At 75.2% G+C, this 22,697-nt stretch carries 8 protein-coding genes and 1 pseudogene; 5 read left to right on the top strand and 4 right to left on the bottom strand.

Translation table 11 applies throughout. The annotated features are described in order from the left end of the window. Position 1: 1 nt before the first annotated feature. Together ACFY36_RS11320 and ACFY36_RS11325 are read right to left on the bottom strand one after the other, a co-directional pair. The gene (locus ACFY36_RS11320) at positions 2-166 is read right to left on the bottom strand and encodes an MbtH family protein (protein ID WP_499745805.1); all 165 of its coding nucleotides are present in this window, start codon (positions 164-166) and stop codon (positions 2-4) included. A 92-nt stretch (positions 167-258) separates the two neighbouring features. Then, a complete protein-coding gene (locus ACFY36_RS11325; protein WP_499745806.1) occupies positions 259-1,464 on the bottom strand; it encodes a cytochrome P450 in 1,206 nt (401 codons plus the stop codon). 226 nt (positions 1,465-1,690) lie between these two features. On the opposite strand from ACFY36_RS11325, the gene ACFY36_RS11330 reads away from it, so the two are divergent. The 5 genes from ACFY36_RS11330 to ACFY36_RS11350 are packed head-to-tail and all read left to right on the top strand — an operon-like array spanning position 1,691 to position 6,172. Continuing rightward, on the top strand, positions 1,691-2,308 hold the full coding sequence (locus ACFY36_RS11330; protein ID WP_499745807.1) for a class I SAM-dependent methyltransferase: 618 nt from the start codon (positions 1,691-1,693) through the stop codon (positions 2,306-2,308). 48 nt (positions 2,309-2,356) lie between these two features. Further along, positions 2,357-3,517, top strand: coding sequence for a DegT/DnrJ/EryC1/StrS family aminotransferase (locus tag ACFY36_RS11335; protein ID WP_499745808.1), 1,161 nt, complete (start codon positions 2,357-2,359; stop codon positions 3,515-3,517). Beyond that, positions 3,514-4,599 carry a Gfo/Idh/MocA family protein gene (locus tag ACFY36_RS11340; protein ID WP_499745809.1) on the top strand — a complete coding sequence of 362 codons (1,086 nt, stop codon included), beginning with the start codon at positions 3,514-3,516 and terminating at the stop codon, positions 4,597-4,599. Before ACFY36_RS11335 ends, ACFY36_RS11340 begins: the two co-directional genes overlap by 4 nt. A gap of 14 nt (positions 4,600-4,613) precedes the next feature. After that, positions 4,614-5,264 (top strand): HAD-IA family hydrolase, encoded by a 651-nt coding sequence (locus ACFY36_RS11345; RefSeq protein ID WP_499745810.1) that lies wholly within the window; start codon positions 4,614-4,616, stop codon positions 5,262-5,264. Next, complete coding sequence (locus ACFY36_RS11350; protein ID WP_499745811.1) at positions 5,261-6,172, top strand: ROK family protein; 912 nt, start codon at positions 5,261-5,263, stop codon at positions 6,170-6,172. The genes ACFY36_RS11345 and ACFY36_RS11350 overlap by 4 nt, the downstream gene beginning before the upstream one ends. On the opposite strand, the gene ACFY36_RS11355 is transcribed toward ACFY36_RS11350, so the two are convergent. Both ACFY36_RS11355 and ACFY36_RS11360 read right to left on the bottom strand, forming a co-directional pair. Further along, positions 6,164-7,342 (bottom strand): nucleotide disphospho-sugar-binding domain-containing protein, encoded by a 1,179-nt coding sequence (locus ACFY36_RS11355; RefSeq protein ID WP_499745812.1) that lies wholly within the window; start codon positions 7,340-7,342, stop codon positions 6,164-6,166. The genes ACFY36_RS11350 and ACFY36_RS11355 overlap by 9 nt on opposite strands. 52 nt (positions 7,343-7,394) lie before the next feature. Further along, positions 7,395-22,565: pseudogene (locus ACFY36_RS11360) on the bottom strand (SDR family NAD(P)-dependent oxidoreductase); the annotation flags it as partial. Between the last annotated feature and the right edge of the window lie 132 nt (positions 22,566-22,697).

The following is a 22,697-nucleotide window of genomic DNA, read 5'->3' on the forward strand; positions in this document are numbered from 1 at the left end:
TCTACGCGGACTGTTCGATGAAGGCGGCGCAGGCCTGCCGGGTGTCCGGCCCGGCCACCACGCTCCAGCCCGGCGGAACGTCGGCGAAACCGGGCCAGAGCGAGAAGTGGCCCTCGTCGTTACGAACCACCAGGTAGTCGGCGGTCTCTGCCTCGAACGGGTTCATGCGGATCTCCTTGAACGGGACGGCGAACGGAAACGGGCCCAGCGGTGGCCGCCTCGGCCACTCTCCGCTGAGCCCGTCCCCGGTGGTGGATGTCAGTACCGGCTGACCTCGATGGGCAGCTGGTTGACGCCGATCATCGCCCACGGGTTGCGCAGGTTGACCGGCGCGTCGTCGCGGACCCGGATGTCGCTGTACCGCTCCAGCAGCAGGCGCAGGGCGACCCGGACCTCCAGCCGGGCCAATGGGGCGCCCAGGCAGAAGTGGATGCCCTTGCCGAACGTCAGATGGGGGTTGGGATCACGGTGGATGTCGAACCGGTCCGGGTCGTCGAAGACGCGGGGGTCACGGTTGCCGGTGGTCATCCAGGCCAGGACGAAGGCGCCGGCCGGAATCTTCACGCCGCTGATCTCGGTGTCCTTCTTCGCCTGCCGCCCGAGCCGGGGGAACGGCGGGCGGAAGCGCATGGACTCCTCGATCGCGGCCGGGATCAGCGTGGGGTCGGCCCGCAGCTCGGCCCAGACCTCCGGGTTCTCGTGCAGCGCGAGGACCGTGTTGCCCAGGGTGGAGGTCGCCGTGACGTGCCCGGCCAGCAGCAGCAGGCCGAGGAAGCCGACGGTCTCCTCGTCGTCCATCCGCACGCCGTCGACCTCGACCGCGAGCAGCTTGCTGGTGAGGTCGTCGGCCGGCTTCTTGCGGCGCTCGCGCACGAAGTCCAGCAGGTGCAGGTTCAACTCGCGCAGCAGCGGCGCGACGTTGGTGACCGCGCTCTCGCCCAGCGAGTCGAGCGACGCCTCCGGGTCCACGTTGTGCGTCTCGAAGAAGGTGTCGGACAGCCGCCGGACGAACGCGCGGTCGGTGACCGGGATGCCCAGCATCTCCGCGATGACGATGAACGGCAGCGGGTAGCCGAGCCCTTCGATCAGATCCCACTGATTGCCGGTGGCATCCGCGTCGTCCAGCAGCTGGTTGGTGACCTCGGTGATCCGCGGCTCGAGGTCGGCGATCATCTTCGGGGTGAAGGCCCGGCTGACCAGGCCGCGGAGCCGACGGTGCCCGGGGTCGTCGGCCCGGACGAAGTTGCCCTTCTTGAAGAGGTCGAAGTCCTCCTGCTTGGGGGCCAGCGGGGCGACGTCCGACGAGAAGGTCTCCGCGTCGGCCAGCACGTTCTGCACGTCGTGGTAGCCGAGCACGTGCCACGCCTGGATCTTGTCGTCGTAATGCACCTCTCCGCGCGCCCGCAGCCCGTCGAGATAGGCGAGGAAGTTGGACAGGGTCCGTTCGGACTGTTTCAAACTCATGAAACCCACTTCTCTCGTACGGCCGATTCTCCTTACCCTTCAGGCACCCTAGTTTCGGAGCGGCCGGCCGGGATCCCTCGCATTGCTAGTCGTGGCCGCCGCCTTTTCGCCGAACTCACGGAATGCGCTTCCAGCGCCTTTAGGAATCGCTGTCAGGGTGAGGGATAGTGGCCGCGGCGCCGGGCTTCGTACCGTGAGGCGAACCGACGAGAAGGAGCCAGGCAGCATGAGCGCCAACCAGTTGGAAAGCTTCGACGCGCACTACGCGGGCACCCCTCTGTGGGACATCGGCCGTCCCCAGACGGCCATGCGCAGGCTCGCCGAGGAGGGCGCGTTCGCCGGCCGGGTGCTCGACGTCGGCTGCGGCACCGGCGAGCTCGCGCTGCTGGCGGCGGCGGCCGGCCTGCCGACCGTCGGCATCGACGCGGCGCCGACCGCGATCCGGATCGCCCAGCGCAAGGCCCGCGAGCGCGGCCTGCAGGCGCGTTTCGAGGTCGGCGACGCTCTCGAACTGGGCAGTCTGGGCGAGCAGTTCGACACCGTGCTCGACTCCTGCCTGTTCCACGCCTTCGACGAGACCGACCGGATCCGGTACGCCGCCAGTCTGGCCGGCGTGATGCCGCGTGGCGCGCGGCTGTACCTGCTCTGCATCGGCGACGACCACCAGCCGGGCCCGGTCCGGCCGCCGCACGGCGGCATCCGCGCCCGGCGGGTGAGCGAGGAGGTCATCCGTGCCACCTTCACGACCGGCTGGCAGATCGACTCGATCGAGAAAACGGCTGTCGAGAACAACCGGGACAGCACGGGGGCGCCGGGCTGGCTCGCGACGATCACCCGCGCCTGACACCTTTCCGCGAATTCCCCGATTGCGATCAGAAGGAGCAAGGCAGAAATGAGTCCGCGACCCGGGCCGACCTTTCCGGATTGGCCGCAGTTCGACGACACCGAACGCCGAGCTCTCGATCGTGCGCTGAACCAGGGCCAGTGGTGGCGTATGGGCGGCACCGAGGTGGAGAGCTTCGAGCGGGAGTTCGCCGCTCACCACGGCGGCGGGCACGCCCTCGCCGTCACCAACGGCACACACGCGCTGGAGCTGGCCCTTCAGGTGATGGGCGTGGGCCCGGGCACCGAGGTCATCGTTCCCGCGTTCACCTTCATCTCCTCGTCACAGGCCGCACAGCGGATCGGGGCCGTCGCCGTGCCGGTGGACGTCGATCCGGACACGTACAACATCGACGTCGCCGCCACCGCCGCCGCGATCACCCCGCGGACCCGTGTGATCATGCCGGTGCACATGGCGGGCCTGATGGCCGACATGGACGCCCTGGACAAGCTGGCCTCCAACGCCGGGGTCCAGATCCTGCAGGACGCGGCCCACGCCCAAGGCGCCCAGTGGCAGGGCCGGCGCGTGGGTGAGCTGGGATCGATCGCGGCCTTCAGCTTCCAGAACGGCAAGTTGATGACCGCCGGCGAGGGCGGCGCGGTGCTGTTCCCGGACGCGGACACGTACGAGAAGGCGTTCCTGCACCACAGCTGCGGCCGGCCGCGCACCGACCGCCGGTACCTCCACCAAGTGGCCGGCACCAACATGCGGATGAACGAGTTCTCGGCCGCCGTCCTGCGCGCGCAGCTGGGCCGGCTCGACGCTCAGCTCGCGGTACGGGAGCAGCGGTGGACCTACCTGTCGGCGCTGCTGTCGCAGATACCCGGCGTCCGCCCGCAGTCCGGTGACCCGCGGGCCGACCGCAATCCGCACTACATGGCGATGTTCCGGCTGCCCGGCTGGTCGGAGGAGCGGCGCAACCAGCTCGTCGACCGCCTGGTCGACGCGGGGATCCCCGCCTTCGCGGGTTTCCGCGCCATCTACCGCACTCCGGCGTTCTGGCAGTTCGGCGCGCCCGGCGAGTCCGTGGACGCGATCGCCGCCCGGTGCCCCACCACCGACGCGATCAGCCGGGACTGTGTCTGGCTGCACCACCGCACACTGCTGGCATCGGAGCAGGCGCTGGCCGACACCGCCACCATCGTGGCCGAAGCCGTGGCCGCCGGATGAGAATCCGCGCCGTACTGGTCGGGTTCGGGTGGTCGGGCCGGGAGATCTGGCTTCCCCGCCTGATGGCGAGCGGCGACTACGAGGTGGTCGCCGCGGTCGATCCGGGCCCGGCCCAGCGGGCGGCGTTCACCGCGGCGACCGGCCGCCCGGCCGTCGCCGACATCGACGCGCTCGGAGGCGCGGACGCCGACCTCGCGCTGGTCGCCTCGCCCAATCACCTGCACGCCACGATCGCGCGGCGGCTGCTCGGCCGGGGGCTGGCCACCTTCGTGGAGAAGCCGGCCTGCCTGTCGACCGCCGAGGCGGACGTCCTGGCCGAGGCCGAACGGGCCGGCGGCGTCCCGCTGCTGGCCGGCAGCGCGTGCTCCTACCGGGCCGACGTCCGGGCGCTGACCCGGCTGGCCCGCGAGCTCGGCCGCCTGCGCCACGTCGAGCTGGTGTGGAAACGAGCCCGTGGGGTGCCCCGCTCCCAGGGCTGGTTCACCAGCCGTGCCGAGGCCGGCGGCGGGGTGCTGTTCGACCTCGGCTGGCACCTGCTCGACGTGCTGGAGGCGGTCGCCGGCCCACAGACCTTCGATCAGGTCACCGCGTCCCTCTCGCACGACCACGTCGACGACCCTCGGTGGACGGCCGCCTGGCGGCACGACCAGCCGCCGCCGGAGCTCGCCGCGGACGTCGAGGACACCGTTCACGGGTTCCTGGTCGGCGGCGGCGGCCTGTCGGTCGGCTTGCACGCCAGCTGGGCGGCGCACTCGGCGGTCCACGACGTCACCGAGATCCGGGTCGAGGGGAGCGAGGGCTCGGCCACGCTCCGGACCACCTTCGGTTTCAGCCCCGACCGCGAGAAGCAGCCTCGGCTCAGCGTCGTGCGGTGGGGCCGGACCGAGGAGGTCGCGTTCCCGGCCGAGCCGATCGGCACGGAGTACACCCGCCAGCTGGACGACCTCCGGGGCCGTCTCATGGCGCGCCGGTCCTCGGCCGCCGGCGTACGACGAATCATCGGCGCGATCGAAGCGCTCTACACGGCCTCGGCGGCGCCGCTGCTGCCCGCCGGACCGGTCACGACCGCGGCGGCGAGATGATGGCGGGCATACCGATGCGCAGTGTGGTGATCTTCGATCTCGACGGTGTCCTGGTGGACAGCCACGAGGTGATGGGCCGGGCGTTCGCCGCGGCGTACGCCGAAGTGGTCGGCGCCGGCACGCCGCCCTTCGCCGAGTACCAGCGGCACCAGGGCCTCTACTTCCCGCAGATCATGCGGCTCATGGGGCTCCCGCTGGAGATGGAGGAGCCGTTCGTCCGGGAAAGCTACCGGCTGGCCGGCCAGGTGCCGGTGGTGACCGGGGTGCCCGATCTGCTCCGCACGCTGCGGGCGCGCGGGTTCCGGCTCGCCGTGGCCACCGGGAAGGCGGGGCCGCGGGCGCGATCCCTGCTGACCACCCTCGACCTGATCCAGCACTTCGACCACGTCGTCGGCTCGGACGAGGTCGTCAACGCCAAGCCCGCGCCCGACATCGTGCTGCGGGCGCTGACCCTGCTCGGCGCGGACCCGGACGCCGCCGTCATGGTCGGTGACGCCCCGGCCGACATCCGCAGCGCCCAGGCGGCCGGGGTGACCGCCGTCGGGGCGACCTGGGCCACCGTGGACGAGGCCGAACTGCTCTCGGCCCGCCCGGATCTGGTCATCCACTCCCCCGGCGACCTGCTGCCGGTGTGCCCGCCGGTCTCGGTACCGGGCCGGCGGTGACCGGCCCGGCGTCGCGGCCGGGCACCTGGCTCGGGGTCGACGTCGGCGGCACCAAGGTGGCGCTGCGGGCGGAGACCGACGGCGGCCCGGCCCGTGAGCACACCTTCCGGTGGAACGGCCGCGGCCTGGAGTCCGACCTGGCCCAGCTCGCGACCGAGATCGCCGGGTTCCGGCGGTGGAGCCCGGGCCACCTGGCCGGGGCCGGAGTCGCGATGCCGGCCACCGTGGGGGCGGATGGTCTGGTCACGACGTGGCCGAACCGCCCCGAGTGGATCGGTCTGGACCTCCGGAGCGCGTTCCGCTCGATCCTCGGCGACACCCCGGCCCGGTGGGCCGACGACGGCGACCTGGGCGCGCTGGGCGAGGCACGGGCACTGGGCTGCGACGACCTCCTCTACGTCGGGGTCGGCACCGGCGTCGGCGGTGGCCTGGTCGCGGACGGCCGGCTGTGGCCCGGGCCGGACCGGGGCTCCTTCGAACTCGGCCACCTGGTCACCGACGCGGACGGCCCGCTCTGCCGGTGCGGGCGCCGTGGGTGCCTGCAGGCCGTCGCGTCCGGGCCGGCCACGTTGACGCGGGCGAGCGAGCTGCGAGGGGCCCCGGTGGGATACGACGACCTCCGCCGGGGCCTGCCGGCCGGCGCGGAGTGGGCGGTCCGGGCCGTGGACCACGCCTGCCGGCGGCTCGCGGTGGCTGTCACCGGCGTACACGAGCTGGCGCACACCACGACGGTCGTGGTGGGGGGCGGATTCGCGACCGGCCTGCCGGGGTTCGCCGGCCTCGTCGCCCACCACGTGGCCGATCTGGCGCGGCCGGGCGTGCCGGCGCCCATGGTGCGCCCGTCCCGGTTGGGCGCGCGGTCCACACTGCACGGCGCGGTGACGCTGGCCCGCCGGCTGTCAGGCTGAGAGACGCAGGCTCGGCACGGCCAGCTTGGTCAGTTCCGGCACCAGATCGGACGGTGCCGGCTGCGACACGATCTCCTGGCGTAGCCGCTCGGCCGCCGTACGGCACTCCCGGTCCTCCAGCAGCGCGACGACGTGCGCCCGGACCCGCTCCACGGTGGTCTCGCTGTGGGTCAGGTGGCGCGCGGCGCCACCGGCCGCGTACGCGTCCCCGACGGTCATCTGGTCGGGGAACCGGGTGACCATCAGCTGAGGCACGCCGAGGCCGGCGGCGGTCAGCGCGGTGCCGATCCCGCCCTGGTGCACGATCGCCCGGCAGGTCGGCAGCAGCACGTGCAGCGCGAGCGAGCCGGCCACCCGGACGCCGTCCGGCAGCGCCCCGAGAGCCGCCCGGGTGGCGGCCGAGAGGGCGAGCACGACCTCCACCTCGAGGCTGGTGACCGCCTCGATCGTCCGGTGCAGCAGATCGGTCACCGCGTCACCGCCCATGTGCACCGTCGCCGTGCCCCAGGTGATGCACACCCGGGGCCGCGACGGCGGCTCGACGAGCCAGGCCGGAACCGCGCCGGGAGCGTTGTACGGGACGTACCGCATGGAGAGGCGGGGCGCCGAGATCTCCCCGCGCTTGCGCTTGCTGGGCGGGCAGGGGTCGATCCACACCGTGGGAACGGGTCGCGGCCCGGCGCCGTGCCGGCGGAAGAGGTCCACGAACTCCGGCAACGGCGCCGGGTTCCCCTTTCGCACCAGCATCCCGGGGATGATCGGCATGCCGGTCCCGTGCGCGGCGGACGGCACGCCGAGCACCTCGGCGGCGACCGCTCCGGCGAAGGTGACCGACTCGTGCACGATCATGTCCGGCCGCCAGCTCCGGGCGTACGCGATGAGGTCGTCCGTCATCGCGTCGGCGACCTCGTACATCGTGAGCGCCATCCGGTGGACCGCTTCCCGCTGGTCGCTGGGCGCACCGCTCAGCGCGCCGGCCCGGGCCCGGGCCGCGACGTCGATGTCCCTCCCCACCGGCACGGCGGGAAGCCCGGTCGTGACGACGGTGTCGGCCAGCGACGGCGGGCTGGCCACCCGTACGTCGTGGCCGGCGGCCCGGAGCGCCCACCCCAGCGGCACCATCGCGTGGTAGTGCGACGGCCAGGCGAACGTCGTGAACAGGAAGCGCAAGGGCGTTCTCCCATCAATCGGAGTGGGCAAGCCGTTCGAGGAGATAGCGGGTCAGCGCGGCCGGCGTCGGGTGGTTGAACACCGCGGCCGGGGTGAGCGAGGTGCCGGCCTGGCTGTTCAGCCGCCGCGTCAGGTCGAGGGCCATCAGGGAGTCCAGGCCGACCTCGAAGAAGCCACGCCCGGACTCGACCGGCTCGTCGGGGCTCAAGCCGAGGACGCGCGCCAGCTGCGCCCGCACCAGGTCCAGCACCGTCCTCTCCCGCTCGGCGCCGTTCTGCGAGCTCAGCAGATCCGCCCACCGGCCGGTCGGCTCCACGGCGGACGCCGCCCGGTACGCGGGCCGCCGCCGGGCCCGGACGAGCCCTCGCAGCAGCGGCGGGACCGGCCGCCCGGGCTCCGGCGCGGCCCACCGGCCGGGGGACCCGGGTACCGGGAACCGGGAACCGGTGTCGATCGCCGCCGACAGGGCCGACAGCCCCGCGCCGTCCGCGGTGGCCAGCATCGGCGCGCGGGCACCACACCGGGTGGCGGCCGCCAGCGCGAGCCCGTCGGCGGCGCCGTCGGCCGCCTGGTCGGCCGGGCCGATCAGGCCGGCGGCGGTGATGACCACCGCGACCAGGGCGAGGTCCCGGCCGGTGGTGAGGTCGGCCAGGTGCCGCAACGACGCGTCCCGGGCGTCCAGGACGGCGCCGAGCCGGTCCCGGTCGAGCTTCGCGAGCGGGGTGCGGCCGGCGGTCCCGGCCGCGTGCACCACGCCGGTCAACGGGTGGGCGGCCGGGATACCGGCCAGCAGACCGCGTACCGCGTCCCGGTCGGTGACGTCACAGGCCACCACGCTCGCGGTGGCGCCGGCCGCGGCGAGCTCGTCGACCAGGTCCGCCGCCCCGGGGGCGCCCAGGCCACGCCGGCTCGCGAGGACCAGGTGCCGGACGCCGTGCCGGGCGGCCAGATGCCGGGCGACCCGGGAGCCGGCCCGGCCCGTGCCACCAATGATCAGGACGGTTCCGGCCGGGTCGAGCGGGCGAACCGCCGGGCCTGTCTCCGCGACGGGGACCAGCCTCGGGGTCAGGACGCGCCCGGACCGCACCGCCGCATGTGCGACGCCGGCGGCCAGCCCGGCCCGGGGGCCGGCGTCCGGTTCGACGTCCACGAGGACGAACCGGTCCGGGTGCTCGGCCTGGATGGCGGCGATCATCCCGTGGACGGCCGCGGCGGCCGGATCGAGCACCGCGCCGGGCTCGACGGGCACGCCGTCGCGGGTCCGCACGACCAGCCGGGCGCCGTCCAGCTCCGGTTCGTCCAGCCACGCCTGGGCGACCGCGAGCACCCGCCGGCAGGCGGCCGCCGGCGACTCGCCGGGTGGCACGTCGAGGACCGCCACCGAGCCGGCCAGGGCCGGCGGATCGCCGGCGAGCTCGAGCACCTCGTCGTCGTTGTTCACCGGGACGGCCCGCAGCGGACCGGAGTCGCCGGCCACGTCGAGCTCGGCCCAGGCGACCCGTAGGGCGCCGTCCGGCCGGATCGGCCGCGGCTCGCGGGCCGGCCGCGGGGCGATCCGCCCGGCCGTGAACACCGTCCGGCCGTCCTCGCCGGCCGCGAGCAGCTCGACGCCGTCCCCGGCCGGGCGTACCCGGACGCGCAGCGACGCGGCGCCGGTCGCGTGCAACTCGACATCCCGCCACCGGGCGGCGTCACCGTAAGCGCCGTCCGTGGCCCGGAGCGCGGTGTCCAGCAGAAGAGGATGTATGCCGAAGGCGGCGGCGTCCCGGCCGTGGTCGTCCGTGAGGACCACCTCGGCGAAGGTTTCGTCACCGCGGCGCCAGACCTCCCGTACGTCGTCCCGCTGGGCACCGGCCGGGGGCCAGGCCGCGAGATCGGACCCGGCCTCACCGGCGCCGGCCGAGCCGGGATCGAGCAGGCCGGTCGCGTTCAGCGTCCAGTCGCCGGACGGGGAGGGCGCGGACCGTACGGTGACCGGCCGCCGCCCGTCGTGGTCCGCGCCGCCGACGAAGACCTGCACCGACAGGGTCGTTCCCCGGTCCAGCCAGGCCGCCTCGGCCACGTCCAGTTCCGTCAGCCGGCCGCAGTCCAGCTCGTCCCCGGCCCGGATGGCCAGCTCGGCCCAGACCGAGGCGGGCACCTCGGCCGGACCGCCCCCGGCGCCGCCGAGCCACGGTTGCCGGTGCGCGGACAGCCGCCCCACGGCGAGCACGCCGCCGGAATCGGGCAGGGCGGTCACCGTGGTCAGCAGCGGATGCTCCGTCTCCTCGGCCGGCGCGGCGGCGGGGGAACCGCCGCCCCGCAGCCAGTACCGGCGGTGCTGGAACGGGTGGGTGGGCAAGGCGTGGCAGACCTCCCGCCATGCCGGGCCGGAGTCCGGGACGGCCGCCGTCCAGTCGACCGGCAACCCGATGGCGAACGCCTCGGCCATCGCGGTCAGCACCTGCCGTACACCACCGTGGTCGCGCCGCAGCGTGCCGATCACGCCGACCGGCCGGCCGGTGTCCGCGATGACGTCGAGGATCGGCGCCACCAGACCCGGGTGCGGGGACACCTCGACGACGGCCCGCATGCCGGCGGTCACCGCGCGGACGGCCGGTTCCAGCTCGACCGTGCGGCGCAGGTTCCGGAACCAGTAGCCGGCGTCCAGGACGTCGTCCGGGCCGATCCACCGGCTCTCCACCGTGGAGTAGAACCGGCACCGCTCGACCAGGCCGCGGGCCGGGCGCTCGCCGACCCCGTCGAGCTGGGCCAGCATCGGCCGCTCCAGCTCGTCCACGAGGAAGGAGTGCGACGCGTAGTCCGCCCGCAACCGCCGGAACCAGATGTCCTGCTCGGCCGCGGAAGCCGCGAGCCGCTCGATGGCGGCGACCTCGCCGGAGACGCCGACCATGGCGGGCCCGTTGACGGCGGCCAGCTCCAGCCGGCCGTCGTACGCGGCCAGCAGCTCCTCCGCCCGCTCCCGGCTGACGCCCAGCACGAGCATCCCGCCGGTCGGCGGCAGCGCCGCGGCCAGCCAGGAACGCACCACGCAGATCCTCAGCGCGTCGGTCAGCGACAGGACCCCGGCCACGCAGGCGGCGGCCAGTTCGCCCTGCGACGACCCGACGACCACCTCGGGCTGGACGCCGGCCCGCGCCCAGAGCTGGGCCAGCCCGGTCATCATCACGAACGCGGCGGGCTGGACCACGTCGGTGCGGGAGAGGTCGTCCGTCCCGTCGAGAGCCTGCTCCAGCGTCCAGTCGCAGCCGTACTCGTCGAGCAGTTCCTGGCAGCGGCGGATCCACTCGCGGAACTCGGCCGAGGAGGCCATCAGCTCGCGGCCCATGCCGGCCCACCCGCCGCCCTGGCCGGGGAAGACGAACACGGCGCCGCTGCCCGGCCCCGACCGCCCGGTCACGACGTCCGGCGCGGGCTCGCCGGCGGCCAGGCTCCGCAGCTTGGCGGCCAGCTCGGCGTGGTCGGCGGCGAGTACGGTGGCCCGCTCGCGGAGTCGTGCGCGGCCGAACGCGAGCGCGGCGGCCAGGTCCGGCAGTGGGGGCCGCCGGTCCTCGACGGCGTCCGCCAGCCGCATCGCGACGGCGGCGAGGCGGCCCGGGTCGCCGGCTGACAGGACGAACGGCAGGAGGGCGGGGCCGGCCGGCTGGGGCGTGCCGGGCGGCGTACTGCGAGGCGCCTCCTCCACGATGACGTGGGCGTTGGTGCCGCTGGCCCCGAACGCGGACACGCCGGCCCGGCGCGGCCGGTCCGGGCGGGCCGGCCAGGGCTGAGCGTCGGTCAGCAGCCGGATGGTGTCGCCGGACCAGTCGACCTCGGGGGTCGGCGCGTCCGCGTGCAGGGTCGCCGGCAGCGTCTCGTGCCGCAGCGCCAGCACCATCTTGATCACGCCCGCGACACCGGCCGCCGCCTGGGTGTGGCCGACGTTGCTCTTCACCGACCCCAGCCACAGCGGATCGGCGGCCTCGCGCCGGCCGTACGTCGCCTGCAGCGCCTGCGCCTCGATCGGGTCGCCCAGCCGGGTGCCGGTGCCGTGCGCCTCGACGACGTCCACCTCGGCCGGCGACAGCCCGGCGACCGCGAGGGCCCGCCGGATGACGCGCTGCTGCGCCAGCCCGTTGGGGGCGGTCAGCCCGTTCGAGGCGCCGTCCTGATTGACGGCCGAGCCCCGGATCACCGCGCCGACCGTGCTGCCCTGCTCCTCGGCGTCCGGAAGCCGCTGCAGGAGCACCACGCCGACACCCTCCGACCAGCTGGTGCCGTCGGCCGACGCCGCGAAGGCCTTGCACCGCCCGTCGGCCGCGAGCCCGCCGGCCTTGGCGAACTCGACGTACGCGTTGGGCGTCGCCATGACCGTCACGCCACCGACCACGGCGAGCGAGCACTCCCCGTTGCGCAGGGCCTGCATGGCCAGGTGCATCGCCACGAGGGACGACGAGCAGGCCGTGTCGACCGACATCGCCGGCCCGGTGAACCCGTACGCGTAGGACACCCGCCCGGACGCCACCGACAGCGCGCCGCCGGTCACCCGGAGGCCATCGGTCTCCGGGTCGCCGCCCTGCATGCCGTAGCCCTCGCCCATCACCCCGACGAAGACGCCGACATCGGAGCCCCGGTACGCCGCCGGGTCGAGCCCGGCGTCCTCGAAGGCCTCCCACACCACCTCGAGCAGCAGCCGCTGCTGGGGGTCCATGGCCGTCGCCTCGCGCGGCGAGATGCCGAAGAACCCGGCGTCGAACCCGGCCACGTCGTCGAGGAAGCCGCCGGCCTCCACCGGGATCGTGGACAGGTCCCAGCCACGGTCGGCCGGCACCGGCGCCCGGCCTTCGCGGCGGGCGGTCAGCAGGTCCCAGAAGCCGTCCGGGTTGCGGACGCCGCCCGGCAGCCGGCAGCCGAGCCCGACCACCGCGATCGGATCGGCCAGGTTGCCCGCCGTGACGGCGGTGACCTCCACCGGCGCGTCCTCGCCGGACAGCCGTTCGCGGAGGAACCGGGCCAGCTCCACCGGCGTCGGGTAGTCGAAGACCAGCGTCGCGGGCATGGCGAACCCGGCCTCGGCGCTGAGCCGGTTGCGCAGCTCGACCGCGCCCAGCGAGTCCATGCCGGCCGCCTGGAACGGGGTGTCCGGCGCGATGTCCTCGGCCGAGGCGTACCCCAGGACCAGCGCCACCCGGGTGCGGATCAGGGCCAGGAGGATACGTTCCCGCTCGCCCTCCGGCCGGCCGGCCAGCGAGGCGGCCAGGTCGCCGGTGTCCGCCGCCCGGCCCGCCCGGCGGCGGACCCGCACGAGATCGCGCAGCAACGGCTGGACCGTGCCCCCGTCGGCGGCGCCGGCCCGCGCGGCGGCCAGGTCGAGCTTGATCGGCACGAGGTGCGACGCGCCGCTGTCGACCGCCGCGTCGAAGAGCGCGAGCCCCTCCTCGTGACTCAGCGGCGACACCCCGGCGCGGCGCATCCGCGCCCGGTCGGCGTCGCCCAGGTTGCCGGTGATGCCGCCGTCCTGCGCCCACAGACCCCAGGACAGCGACACACCGTGGCGGCCGTTCGCGCGCCGGATCGCCATACGGCCGTCCAGATACGCGTTGGCGGCGGCGTAGTTCGCCTGCCCGGCCGAGCCGAGCAGCGCGGCGGCCGAGGAGAAGGCGACGAACGCGGCGAGGTCGTGGTCGCGGGTCAGCTCCTCCAGGTGGCGGACGGCGTCCGCCTTGGGGGCGAAAACGGCGGCCAGCCGGTCCGGCGTCATCGCGTCGAGCAGCCCGTCGTCCAGGACGCCGGCGGTGTGCACGACGGCGGTGAGCGGGTGCTCGGGCGGGATCGCGGCGAGCAGCGATGCCACGGCGTCCCGGTCCGCCACGTCGCAGGCGGCCACCGACGCCTCGGCGCCCAGCTCGGCCAGCTCGGCCACGAGCGCCCGCGCACCCTCGGCGGCCGGGCCGCGCCGGCTGACCAGAAGCAGCCGCCGGACACCCCGGGTCCGTACCAGGTGGCGCGCCACGAGCGAGCCGAGGGAGCCGGTGCCGCCGGTGATCAGCACCGTGCCGTCGGGATTCCACTCGGTGGGCTCGGCGGCCGTCACATCGGCCGCGGCGAGGCGGGGAACCCGGAGTCCGCCGGTTCGGGCCGCGAGCTGCGGTTCGCCGGAGGCCAGCGCCGCGGCCAGGGCCGTCCCGGCGTCCAGGCCCGGCTCCACGTCGAGCAGCACGACGCCGGGCATCTCGGCCTGGGCCGCCCGGACCAGGCCCCACACGGCGGCGCCGGTCGCGTCGGTGAGCTCGCCGACGGCGCCGGCGGTACGCACGACCAGCCGCCCACCGGCGGAGGCGCCGCGCTGCCAGGCCCGCAGTACGGCCAGCACATCGGCGAGGACGCCGGCGACCGGTCCGGCGGGCACGTCGTACACGGTGTCGTCCGGCCGGCCGGGTTCGACGTCGGCCGCACCGCCGAGCGTGACGACAGCGGGCGACGCGGCCTCGTCCGCCGGAACGACCCCGGCCGCCGGAACAGCCACGGGCTGCCACACCACCCGGAACATGGCGTCCGCAGCCGGGCGCGCACCGACATCTTCGGCTCGGACCGGCGTGGCGCCGACCGAGCGCACGGTGATCACCGGCCGCCCGGTCTCGTCGGTGGCCCGCAGGCTCCAGCGGTCGCCGGCCAGCCGGGCGAGGTGCGCCCGCAGCCGGCGCGTCCCGCCGGCGTGCAGCACCACCGATTCCCACGGCGTCGCGATCGCGTCCGGGCCGAGCACCGCCCGGAGCGCCGTGTCGAGCAGCGCCGGGTCGAGGCCGAAGGCTTCGGGCTCCGCATCGTCGGCCAGCCCGACCTCCACGAAGGTGTCCTCGCCGTGGCGCCACAGCGCGGCCGTCTCCGCGCGTCCGTCGCCCTCCGGGTCGATCGCCAGCTGTTCCGCACCGGACGGTGGCCACTGCCCGGCCGTCCCCGGATCGGCGACAGCGCCGGCATCCAGGGTGCCGTTCGCACAGTGGACCCAGGTCGCCTCGGTGTCCCGCGCGCCGTAGACGGTGAACGGACGGTGGCCGCCGGTGTCGGCGCCGACCACGATCTCCAGCCGGACGGTCGTGCCGTCCGGGATCGCGAGCGGCGCCCCGACCGCGAGGTGGCCCAGCACGCCGCAGCCCAGCTCGTCCCCCACCCGTACGGCGAGGTCGGCGAGCGCGGCGGCGGGCAGGACCGGCACGCCGTGCAGCCGGTGCCCGGCGAGCCAGGGGTGGGTGGTGAGCGACAGCCGGGCCGTGCCGATCAGGCCGCCGGTGTCCGGCATCGGCACGATCGCCGCCAGCAGCGGGTGCTCGACCTCGACCTGGCCCAGATCGGCCGCGTTCACCGCGCCCGGCGCCGAGGTCAGCCAGTAGTGCCGGCGGTCGAACGCGTACGTCGGCAGCGGCACGGCCGGGGCGTCGGCGGGCACCAGCGGCTCCCAGTCCACCGGCACGCCGCGGACGAAAAGCGCGGCGACCGAACCGATCAGGGTCTCCGCCTCGGCCTGCCCGTCCCGCAGCGCGGGCACGCACACCGGTTCGTGGCCGGACCGCGACGCCGTCTCGAGGACCGGCGCGGACAGGCCCGCCCCGGGCCCGAGCTCGACGAACAGCCGCCCGCCCCGGTCCAGCGCGGCGCGCACGCCGTCGGCGAACCGGACGGTACGCCGTACGTGATCCACCCAGTACCCGGCGCCGGTCAGGTCGGCCCCGTCGGCGGTGACCACCGGGATCCGGGCCGGTTGCCAGGTCACACCGGCGATGGCGTCCCGGAACCCGGCCAGCATCGGGTCCATCCGCGCCGAGTGGAACGCGTGCGACACCGGCAGCCGGCGCACCTTGCGGCCCTGCTCGCGCAAGGCGCGCACGGCCGCGTCCACCCCGTCCTCGTCGCCGGACAGCACCACCGACCCCGGATCGTTCACCGCGGCGAGGCAGAGGTCAGGACCGAGGAACGGCCGGACCTCGTCCTCGGTCGCGGCCACCGCCGCCATCGCCCCACCGGCCGGCAACCGCTGCATCAGGCGGCCGCGGGCGGCCACCACGGTCGCCGCGTCGTCCAGCGACAGCACCCCGGCCACGTGCGCCGCGGTGATCTCGCCGATCGAGTGCCCGAGCAGCAGGGCGGGCCGTACGCCCCACGACTCGACCAGCCGGAACAGCGCCGTCTCGACCGCGAACAACGCCGCCTGGGTGTAGACGGTCTGGTTCAGCGCGTCCGCCTCGGGGCCACCGGGCTCGGCGAACACGACGTCCCGGACGGAGGAGTCCACGGCGCCGTCCAGTCGCTCGTCGAGCCGCGCGCACGCCTCGTCGAAGGCGGCGGCATAGACCGGGTACCGCTCGTACAGGGCGCGGCCCATGCCGGCGCGCTGCGCCCCCTGACCGGGAAACACGAAGACCACCGACGCTCCGGCGCCGGCCGTGACGGCGCCCACCGCCGCGCCCGGCCCGGGCCGGCCGGCCGCGACCGCGCCGAGACCGGCGAGCAGAGCTTCCCGGCCGGCGGCGGCGACCACCGCCCGGTGCGCCAGCAGCGACCGGGCGGTGACGAGCGTCCGGGCCGCGCCGGCCGGCGGCACCCCCCGGGCCACGGCGGTCCGCAGCCGGTCCACCTGGCCGGCGAGGGCGGCCGCGCTCTGGGCGGACAGGACGAAAGGCAGGACATCCGGTTCGGCGTCCCGGTCCGGCTTCGGCGCGACCGGTTCGGGGACCTGCTCCAGGATCAGGTGGGCGTTGGTGCCGCTGATGCCGAACGACGAAATGCCGGCGCGCCGGGGCCGCCCGGCCTCGGGCCAGTCCCGGCCCTCGGTCAGCAGCTCCACGGCCCCCTCGGACCAGTCGACGTGCGGCGTGGGCTCGTCGACGAACAGCGTCGCCGGCAGGTGCCCGTGCCGGATCGCCTCCACCATCTTGATGACGGCCGCGACTCCGGCCGCCGCCTGGGTGTGGCCGAGGTTGGACTTCACCGAGCCCAGCCACAGCGGCCGGTCGGCCGGGCGCCCGTGACCGTACGTCGCGATCAGGGCCTGCGCCTCGCTCGGGTCGCCGAGCGTGGTGCCGGTGCCGTGGGCCTCCACGGCGTCGACCTCGTCCGGGCCGATGCCGGACGCGGCCAGGGCGGCCCGGATGACCCGCTGCTGGGCCAGGCTGTTCGGCGCGGTCAGGCCGTTGGACGCCCCGTCCTGGTTGATCGCGGACCCGCGGACCAGTGCGAGCGGGCGATGGCCCTTGCGCCGCGCGGTGGACAGCCGTTCGAGCACGACCACGCCGACGCCCTCGGACAACACGGTGCCGTCGGCGGCGGCCGAGAACGCCTTGATCCGGCCGTCGGCGGCCAGCCCCCGGGCGCGGGAGAAGCCGGTCAGGCCGACCGGGGAGCCCATGACGGCCACGCCGCCGGCCAGCGCCATCTCGCACTCGTCCTGGCGCAGCGCCTGGGCCGCCAGGTGAACCGCCACCAGCGAGGACGAGCACGCGGTGTCGACGGTCATGGCCGGGCCCTCGAGCCCGAACACGTACGACACCCGGCCGGAGGCCACGCTGCCGGCCGTCGCCGTGGTGGTGAAACCCTCGTACTCGGCCGGGACGCGCGCCAGGTCGCCGAGGTAGTCGTGGATGGACATGCCGGTGTAGACGCCGACCGGGGCGCCACGCAGCGACGAGGGGTCGACACCCGCCGACTCCAGCGCCTCCCACGTGGTCTCCAGCAGGAGCCGCTGCTGCGGGTCCATGGCGGTCGCCTCCCGCGGCGAGATGCCGAACAGCGCCGCGTCGAAGTAGCCGGCGTCGTGCAGGAAGCCGCCCTGCCGCACGTAGGTGGTCCCGGCCTCGTCGGGGTCGGCGCCCAGGAGGCGGTCCACGTCCCAGCCGCGGTCGGCCGGCATCGCGGACATGCCGTCCCGTCCCTCGGCCACGAGGTCCCAGAACTCGGCCGGCGTGGTGATACCGCCCGGCAGGCGGCACGCCATCCCGACGATCACCACCGGGTCGTCGGCGGCCGGGAGCGAACGCTCGGGAACCCGCGGCGCGGGGGCGGCGCCGGCGGCGGACGATCCGCGCACCTTCTCGATGAGGTGATCGGCCAGCTGCCTCGGCGTCGGGTAGTCGAAGATCAGCGTCGCCGGCAGCTTCACGGCGGCCGCCGCGGTCAGCCGGTTGCGCAGCTCGACCGCGGTCAGCGAGTCGAACCCGATGTCGCCGAACCGGCTGTCGTCCGAGGCGGCGTCCAGGTCGGCGATGCCGAGCACGGTCGCCACCTCGGCCCGCACCAGCGCGAGAACCAGGTCGGTCTGCTCGGCGCCGGTGAGCCCGGCCAGCCGGCGCCCCAGCGCCCCGCCGGGCTCGCCGGCTCCGGCCGTCGCCGTACGCCGGGCCGGCCGGACCAGCGACCGCAACAGCTCCGGCACGACGCCGCCGGCACCCGCCTCGGCCCGCACCGCGGCCAGGTCGAGACCGATCGGCACCAGCAGCGGCAGGCCGGAGCGGATGCCCGCGTCGAAGCCGGCCAGCGCCTCGGTGGTGGACATCGGACGGACACCGCCGCGGCTCATCCGCGTCCGGTCGACGTCGGCCAGACGGCCGGTCATCCCGGTCGCCGGGCTCCACAGGCCCCACGCCAGCGCCACCGCGGGCAGGCCCTCGGCGGCGCGGGCGGACACGATCGCCTCGGCGTACGCGTTGGCGGCCGCGTAGTTGCCCTGCCCGGCCGATCCGAAGACGCTCGCGGCCGACGAGAACACCGCGAAGACCTCGGGCGGGTCGTCGCGGGTCAGCTCGTCCAGCAGCCGTACCGCCGCCTTGGGCGCGAACACCTTTGCCAGGCGGTGCGGGTCGAGGCCGGTGACGACGGCGTCGTCGAGCACGCCGGCCAGGTGGATGACGCCGGTCAGGCGGTGCTCGGCCGGTACGCCGGCCAGCAGCGCGGCGAGCGCCTCCCGGTCGGTCACGTCGCACTCGGCCACCTCGGCCGTGGCGCCGAGCCCGGCCAGTTCGGCCACCAGTTCGGCCATCCCCTCGGCGGCCGGGCCGCGCCGGCCGGCCAGGACCAGACGGCGTACGCCGTGTTCGGCCACCAGATGCCGGGCCAGCACCGCCCCGAGCACCCCGGTGCCACCCGTGATCACCACGGTGCCACCGCCGGCGAAGCCGGACGCGGCCGCACCGCCGGTCAGGACGGCGCGGCCCAGCCGGGGAGCCAGCACGACGTCCGCGCGGACGGCCACCCGCTCCTGTCCCGACGCCAGGCCCGCGGCCACCGACCGGTCCCGGTCGCCGTCCGGCTCGGCGTCGACCAGGACGATCCGGCCCGGGTGCTCGGCCTGCGCGGACCGCACGAGCCCCCAGGCCGCGGCGCCGGCCGGGTCCACGACCGGGCCCGGGGCCGGAACCGCGCCGTGGGTCAGCACCACCAGCGGCACCGGGACGAGCGCCGGCTCCTCCAGCCAGGCCTGCACCACGCCGAGCACCCGGCCCAGCAACGGCAGCGGGTCGGCCTCGCCCGCGTCGACCGGCGCGACGTCCAGGACCGCGACGTCCGGACGGGGATCGCCGAGCTCGTCGGCCAGCGCCAGCCGCACCACGTCGCCGGAGGTCTCCACGACTACCAGGTGCTCCGGCACGGCGGCCGGCGGCGGCGAGGCCAGCGGCGCCCAGTCGACCTGCCAGAGCGACTCCGGCGCCCGGGCCGCCGCCGACCCGTTCACGTCGGTGATCGGAAGCGAGACCAGCGAGTCCATCGACAGCACCAGCGCACCGGTGCCGTCGGCGGCGTCGAACGACAGCGCGTCCGGCCCGCACGGCGCGACGCGCACCCGCAGCGCGACCGCGCCGCCGGCGTGCAGCCGGACCCCGTTCCAGGCGAACGGCAGGACGTTACGGTCGTCGGCGCGCCGGTGGAAGGCGTTCGCGTGCAGGGCCGCGTCGAACAGAGCCGGATGGATGCCGAACCGGTCCACGTCGTCCCGGTGGCCGGCGGGCAGGGACGCCTCGGCGAAGACCTCGTCGCCGCGCCGCCACACGGCGGTCAGCCCGGCGAAGGCGGACCCGTACTGGTATCCGCGCCCGGCGAGGCGCTCGTAGAAGTCGTCGACCGGTTCGGCGACGGCGCCCGGGGGCGGCCACGAGGTGAAGTCGAAACCGCTGCCGGCCGCCGCGTCGTCCGCGCCGGACAACAGGCCGGCGGCATGCCGGGTCCATCCACCCCCGGCCCGGGAGCTGTGCACCTCCACCCGGCGGCGACCGGCGGCGTCGGGCGCGCCCACGGCGACCTGGAGGCTGACGGCCGCGTCCGCCGCCAGCACCAGCGGGGCCTCGATCACCAACTCGTCGAGCACGCCGTAGCCGAGCTCGTCACCGACCTGGATCGCCAGATCGACGTACGCCGTGCCGGGAACCAGCACGGTGTCCTGGATCCGGTGACCGGCCAGCCACGGGTGGGTGGCCAGCGACAGCCGGGAGGTGGCGACCACGCCGTTGGTCTGCGGGAGGTCCACCACCGCGCCGAGCAGCGGGTGGCCGCTGGTTGCCTGGCCCAGCGCCTCGGGCCCGGCCGAGGTGACCGGCATGGTGATCCAGTACCGCTGGTGATCGAACGGGTACGTGGGCAGCTCGACCCGGAACGTTCCGGCGTCCTCGGGCAGCAGCGCCCGCCAGGTCACCGGCACGCCGCGCACGAACACCTCGGCGGCCGAGGTGGCCAGCCGGGCGGGCGCGTCCTCGTCCCGCCGGATCGACCCGACCGCGAGGACGTCCGCGTCCAGCTCGGCCGCGGTCCCGGTGATCGCCGGCACCAGCACCGGGTGGGCGCCGAGCTCGATGAAGACCCGGTGGTCGCCGGCGATCAGCGCCCGCACGGCCGGCTCGAACAGCACCGGCTGACGCAGGTTACGGAACCAGTACCCGGCGTCGAGCGGCTCGTCGCCCGGCCGGCCGGGCTCGACCGTCGAGCAGAACGGGATGCGCGGCTCCACGGATGTCACGGCGGCCAGATCGGTCAGCAGCGCGGACCGCAGGCTTTCCACGAAGTGGCTGTGCGAGGCGTAGTCGACCGCCAGCCGGCGGAACCGGATGTCGCCGCCCGCCACCCGCGCGGCGAGTTCGTCGAGCGCGTCACCCTCGCCGGCGACCACCACCGACGCGGGCCCGTTGAACGCCGCCACCTGCAGCCGCTCGCCCCACGGCTCGATCAGGGCGCGTACGGCGTCCTCGGCCAGCCCGACCGACGCCATCCCGCCCCCGGCCGGCATCAGCTCGGCGATCACCTGGCTGCGCAACGTCACCACCTGAGCGGCGTCGGCCAGGGACAGCGCACCCGAGAAGCAGGCGGCCGCGATCTCACCCTGCGAGTGGCCGACGACCGCGTCCGGGACGACACCGAGAGACTCCCAGACCGCCGCCAGGCCGAGCATCATCGCGAAGCACGCCGGCTGCACGACGTCGACGCGGTCGAGGGCATCGGGGACCTCGCCGCGCAGGACGTCGGCGAGCGACCAGTCGACCCAGGGCTCGAACGCCTTCTCACATTCGGCGATCCGGGCGGCGAACACCGGCGAGGTGTCCAGCATCCGGCGGCCCATGCCGGCCCACTGGGTGCCCTGGCCGGGGAAGACGAAGACCACCTGGCCGGGGCCGGCCGTCCGGGCCGAGCCGGCGGTCACCCCGGGGCCGGTCCGGCCCTCGGCCACCAGACCGAGGCCCGCGCGCAGTTCCTCCGGGGTGCTCGCGACCACCACCGCCCGGTGGCCGCGCACGGCCCGCCCGGTCGCCAGCGCGTGGGCGAAGCCCGCCAGCGGGACGGCGTCGCCGACGGTGTCGCCGACGGTGTCGCCGAGCCGGCGGCCGAGCTCGGCCAGCGAGGTCGCGGTCCGGGCCGTGACGACGAACGGAAGTGCCGTCTCCGGCCCGGTTCGCGCGACCGGCTCGACGGCCCCGGCGGGCGGCGCCTCCTCCACGATCATGTGGACATTGGTCCCGCTGGCGCCGAACGAGGAGATGCCGGACCGGGCCGGGCGCCCGGTGTCGGGCCACACGCATCCCTCGGTCAGCAGCTCGACGGCGCCGGCCGACCAGTCGACCTGCGGGGTCGGGGCATCGACGTGCAGCGTTCTCGGCAGATAACGGTGGCCGAGCGACAGCACGGTCTTGATCAACGCCGCCACGCCCGAGGCGCCCTGGGTGTGGCCGAGGACCGACTTCACCGAGCCCAGAAGCAGGGGCCGCTTCGCGTCCCGGTTCCGGCCGTACGTCGACAGCAGCGCCTGTGCCTCGATCGGGTCACCCAGCGTGGTTCCGGTGCCGTGGGCCTCGACGGCGTCGATGTCCTCCGGCGCGAGCCCGCTGGCGTCCAGCGCGGCGCGGATGACACGTTGCTGCGCGGGCCCGTTCGGGGCGGTGAGGCCGTTCGACGCGCCGTCCTGGTTGACCGCCGAGCCGCGGATCACGGCGAGCACCTGGTGCCCGTTGGCCCGCGCGTCCGAGAGCCGTTCGAGCAGGACGACGCCGACGCCCTCGGCCCAGCTGCTGCCGTCCGCCGCGGCGGCGAACGACTTGATCCGGCCGTCGCGGGCGAGCCCTCGCTGGCGGGCGAACCCGACGAAGCCGCCCGGCGTGGCCATCACGGTGGAGCCGCCGGCCAGCGCCATCGTGCACTCTCCGCGGCGCAGGGCCTGGCTGGCCAGGTGGATCGCGACCAGCGACGACGAGCACATCGTGTCGATCGTGACCGCGGCCCCCTCGAGCCCGAGGCAGTAGGCGACCCGGCCCGACGCGATGCCGCCGGCGCTGCCCAGCGCCCGTTCGAGGCTGAGGAAGCCCTCCGCGCCGGCCAGGTCGGGCGCGTAGTCCTGGTGCACGATCCCGGCGTAGACGCTGGTGGTGGTGCCGCGAAGGCTGTCCGGGTCGATGCCGGCGCGTTCGATCGTCTCCCAGCAGACCTCGAGCAGCTGCCGCTGCTGCGGGTCCATGGCCGTCGCCTCCTGCGGCGAGATCCCGAAGAAGCGGGCGTCGAACTCGGCCGCTTCGTGCAGGAAGGCGCCCTGTTCGACGTACGTCGTGCCCGGGGTGTCCGGGTCCGGGTCGTAGAGGTTGGCCAGGTCCCAGCCGCGGTCGCCGGGGAAGGGTGTGTAGACGTCGGCGCCCTCGGACACCACCCGCCAGAAGTCCTCCGGCCCGGCGATGCCCCCGGCGAAGCGGCATCCCATCGAGACCACCGCGATCGGTTCCGAGGCCGCGGCGAGCAGCTGACTGTTGCGCTGCTTCAGCCGGGTCGTTTCCTTGACCGACTCCCGAAGGGCCCGGATGAGGTCTTGCTCGGAGGTACTCACTTCGTCGACGCTAGGGGCCGCACCGGGCGGCCGGGA

Origin of the sequence: Actinoplanes sp. NPDC000266, assembly GCF_042899005.1 — a bacterium.
Classification (GTDB): domain Bacteria; phylum Actinomycetota; class Actinomycetes; order Mycobacteriales; family Micromonosporaceae; genus Actinoplanes.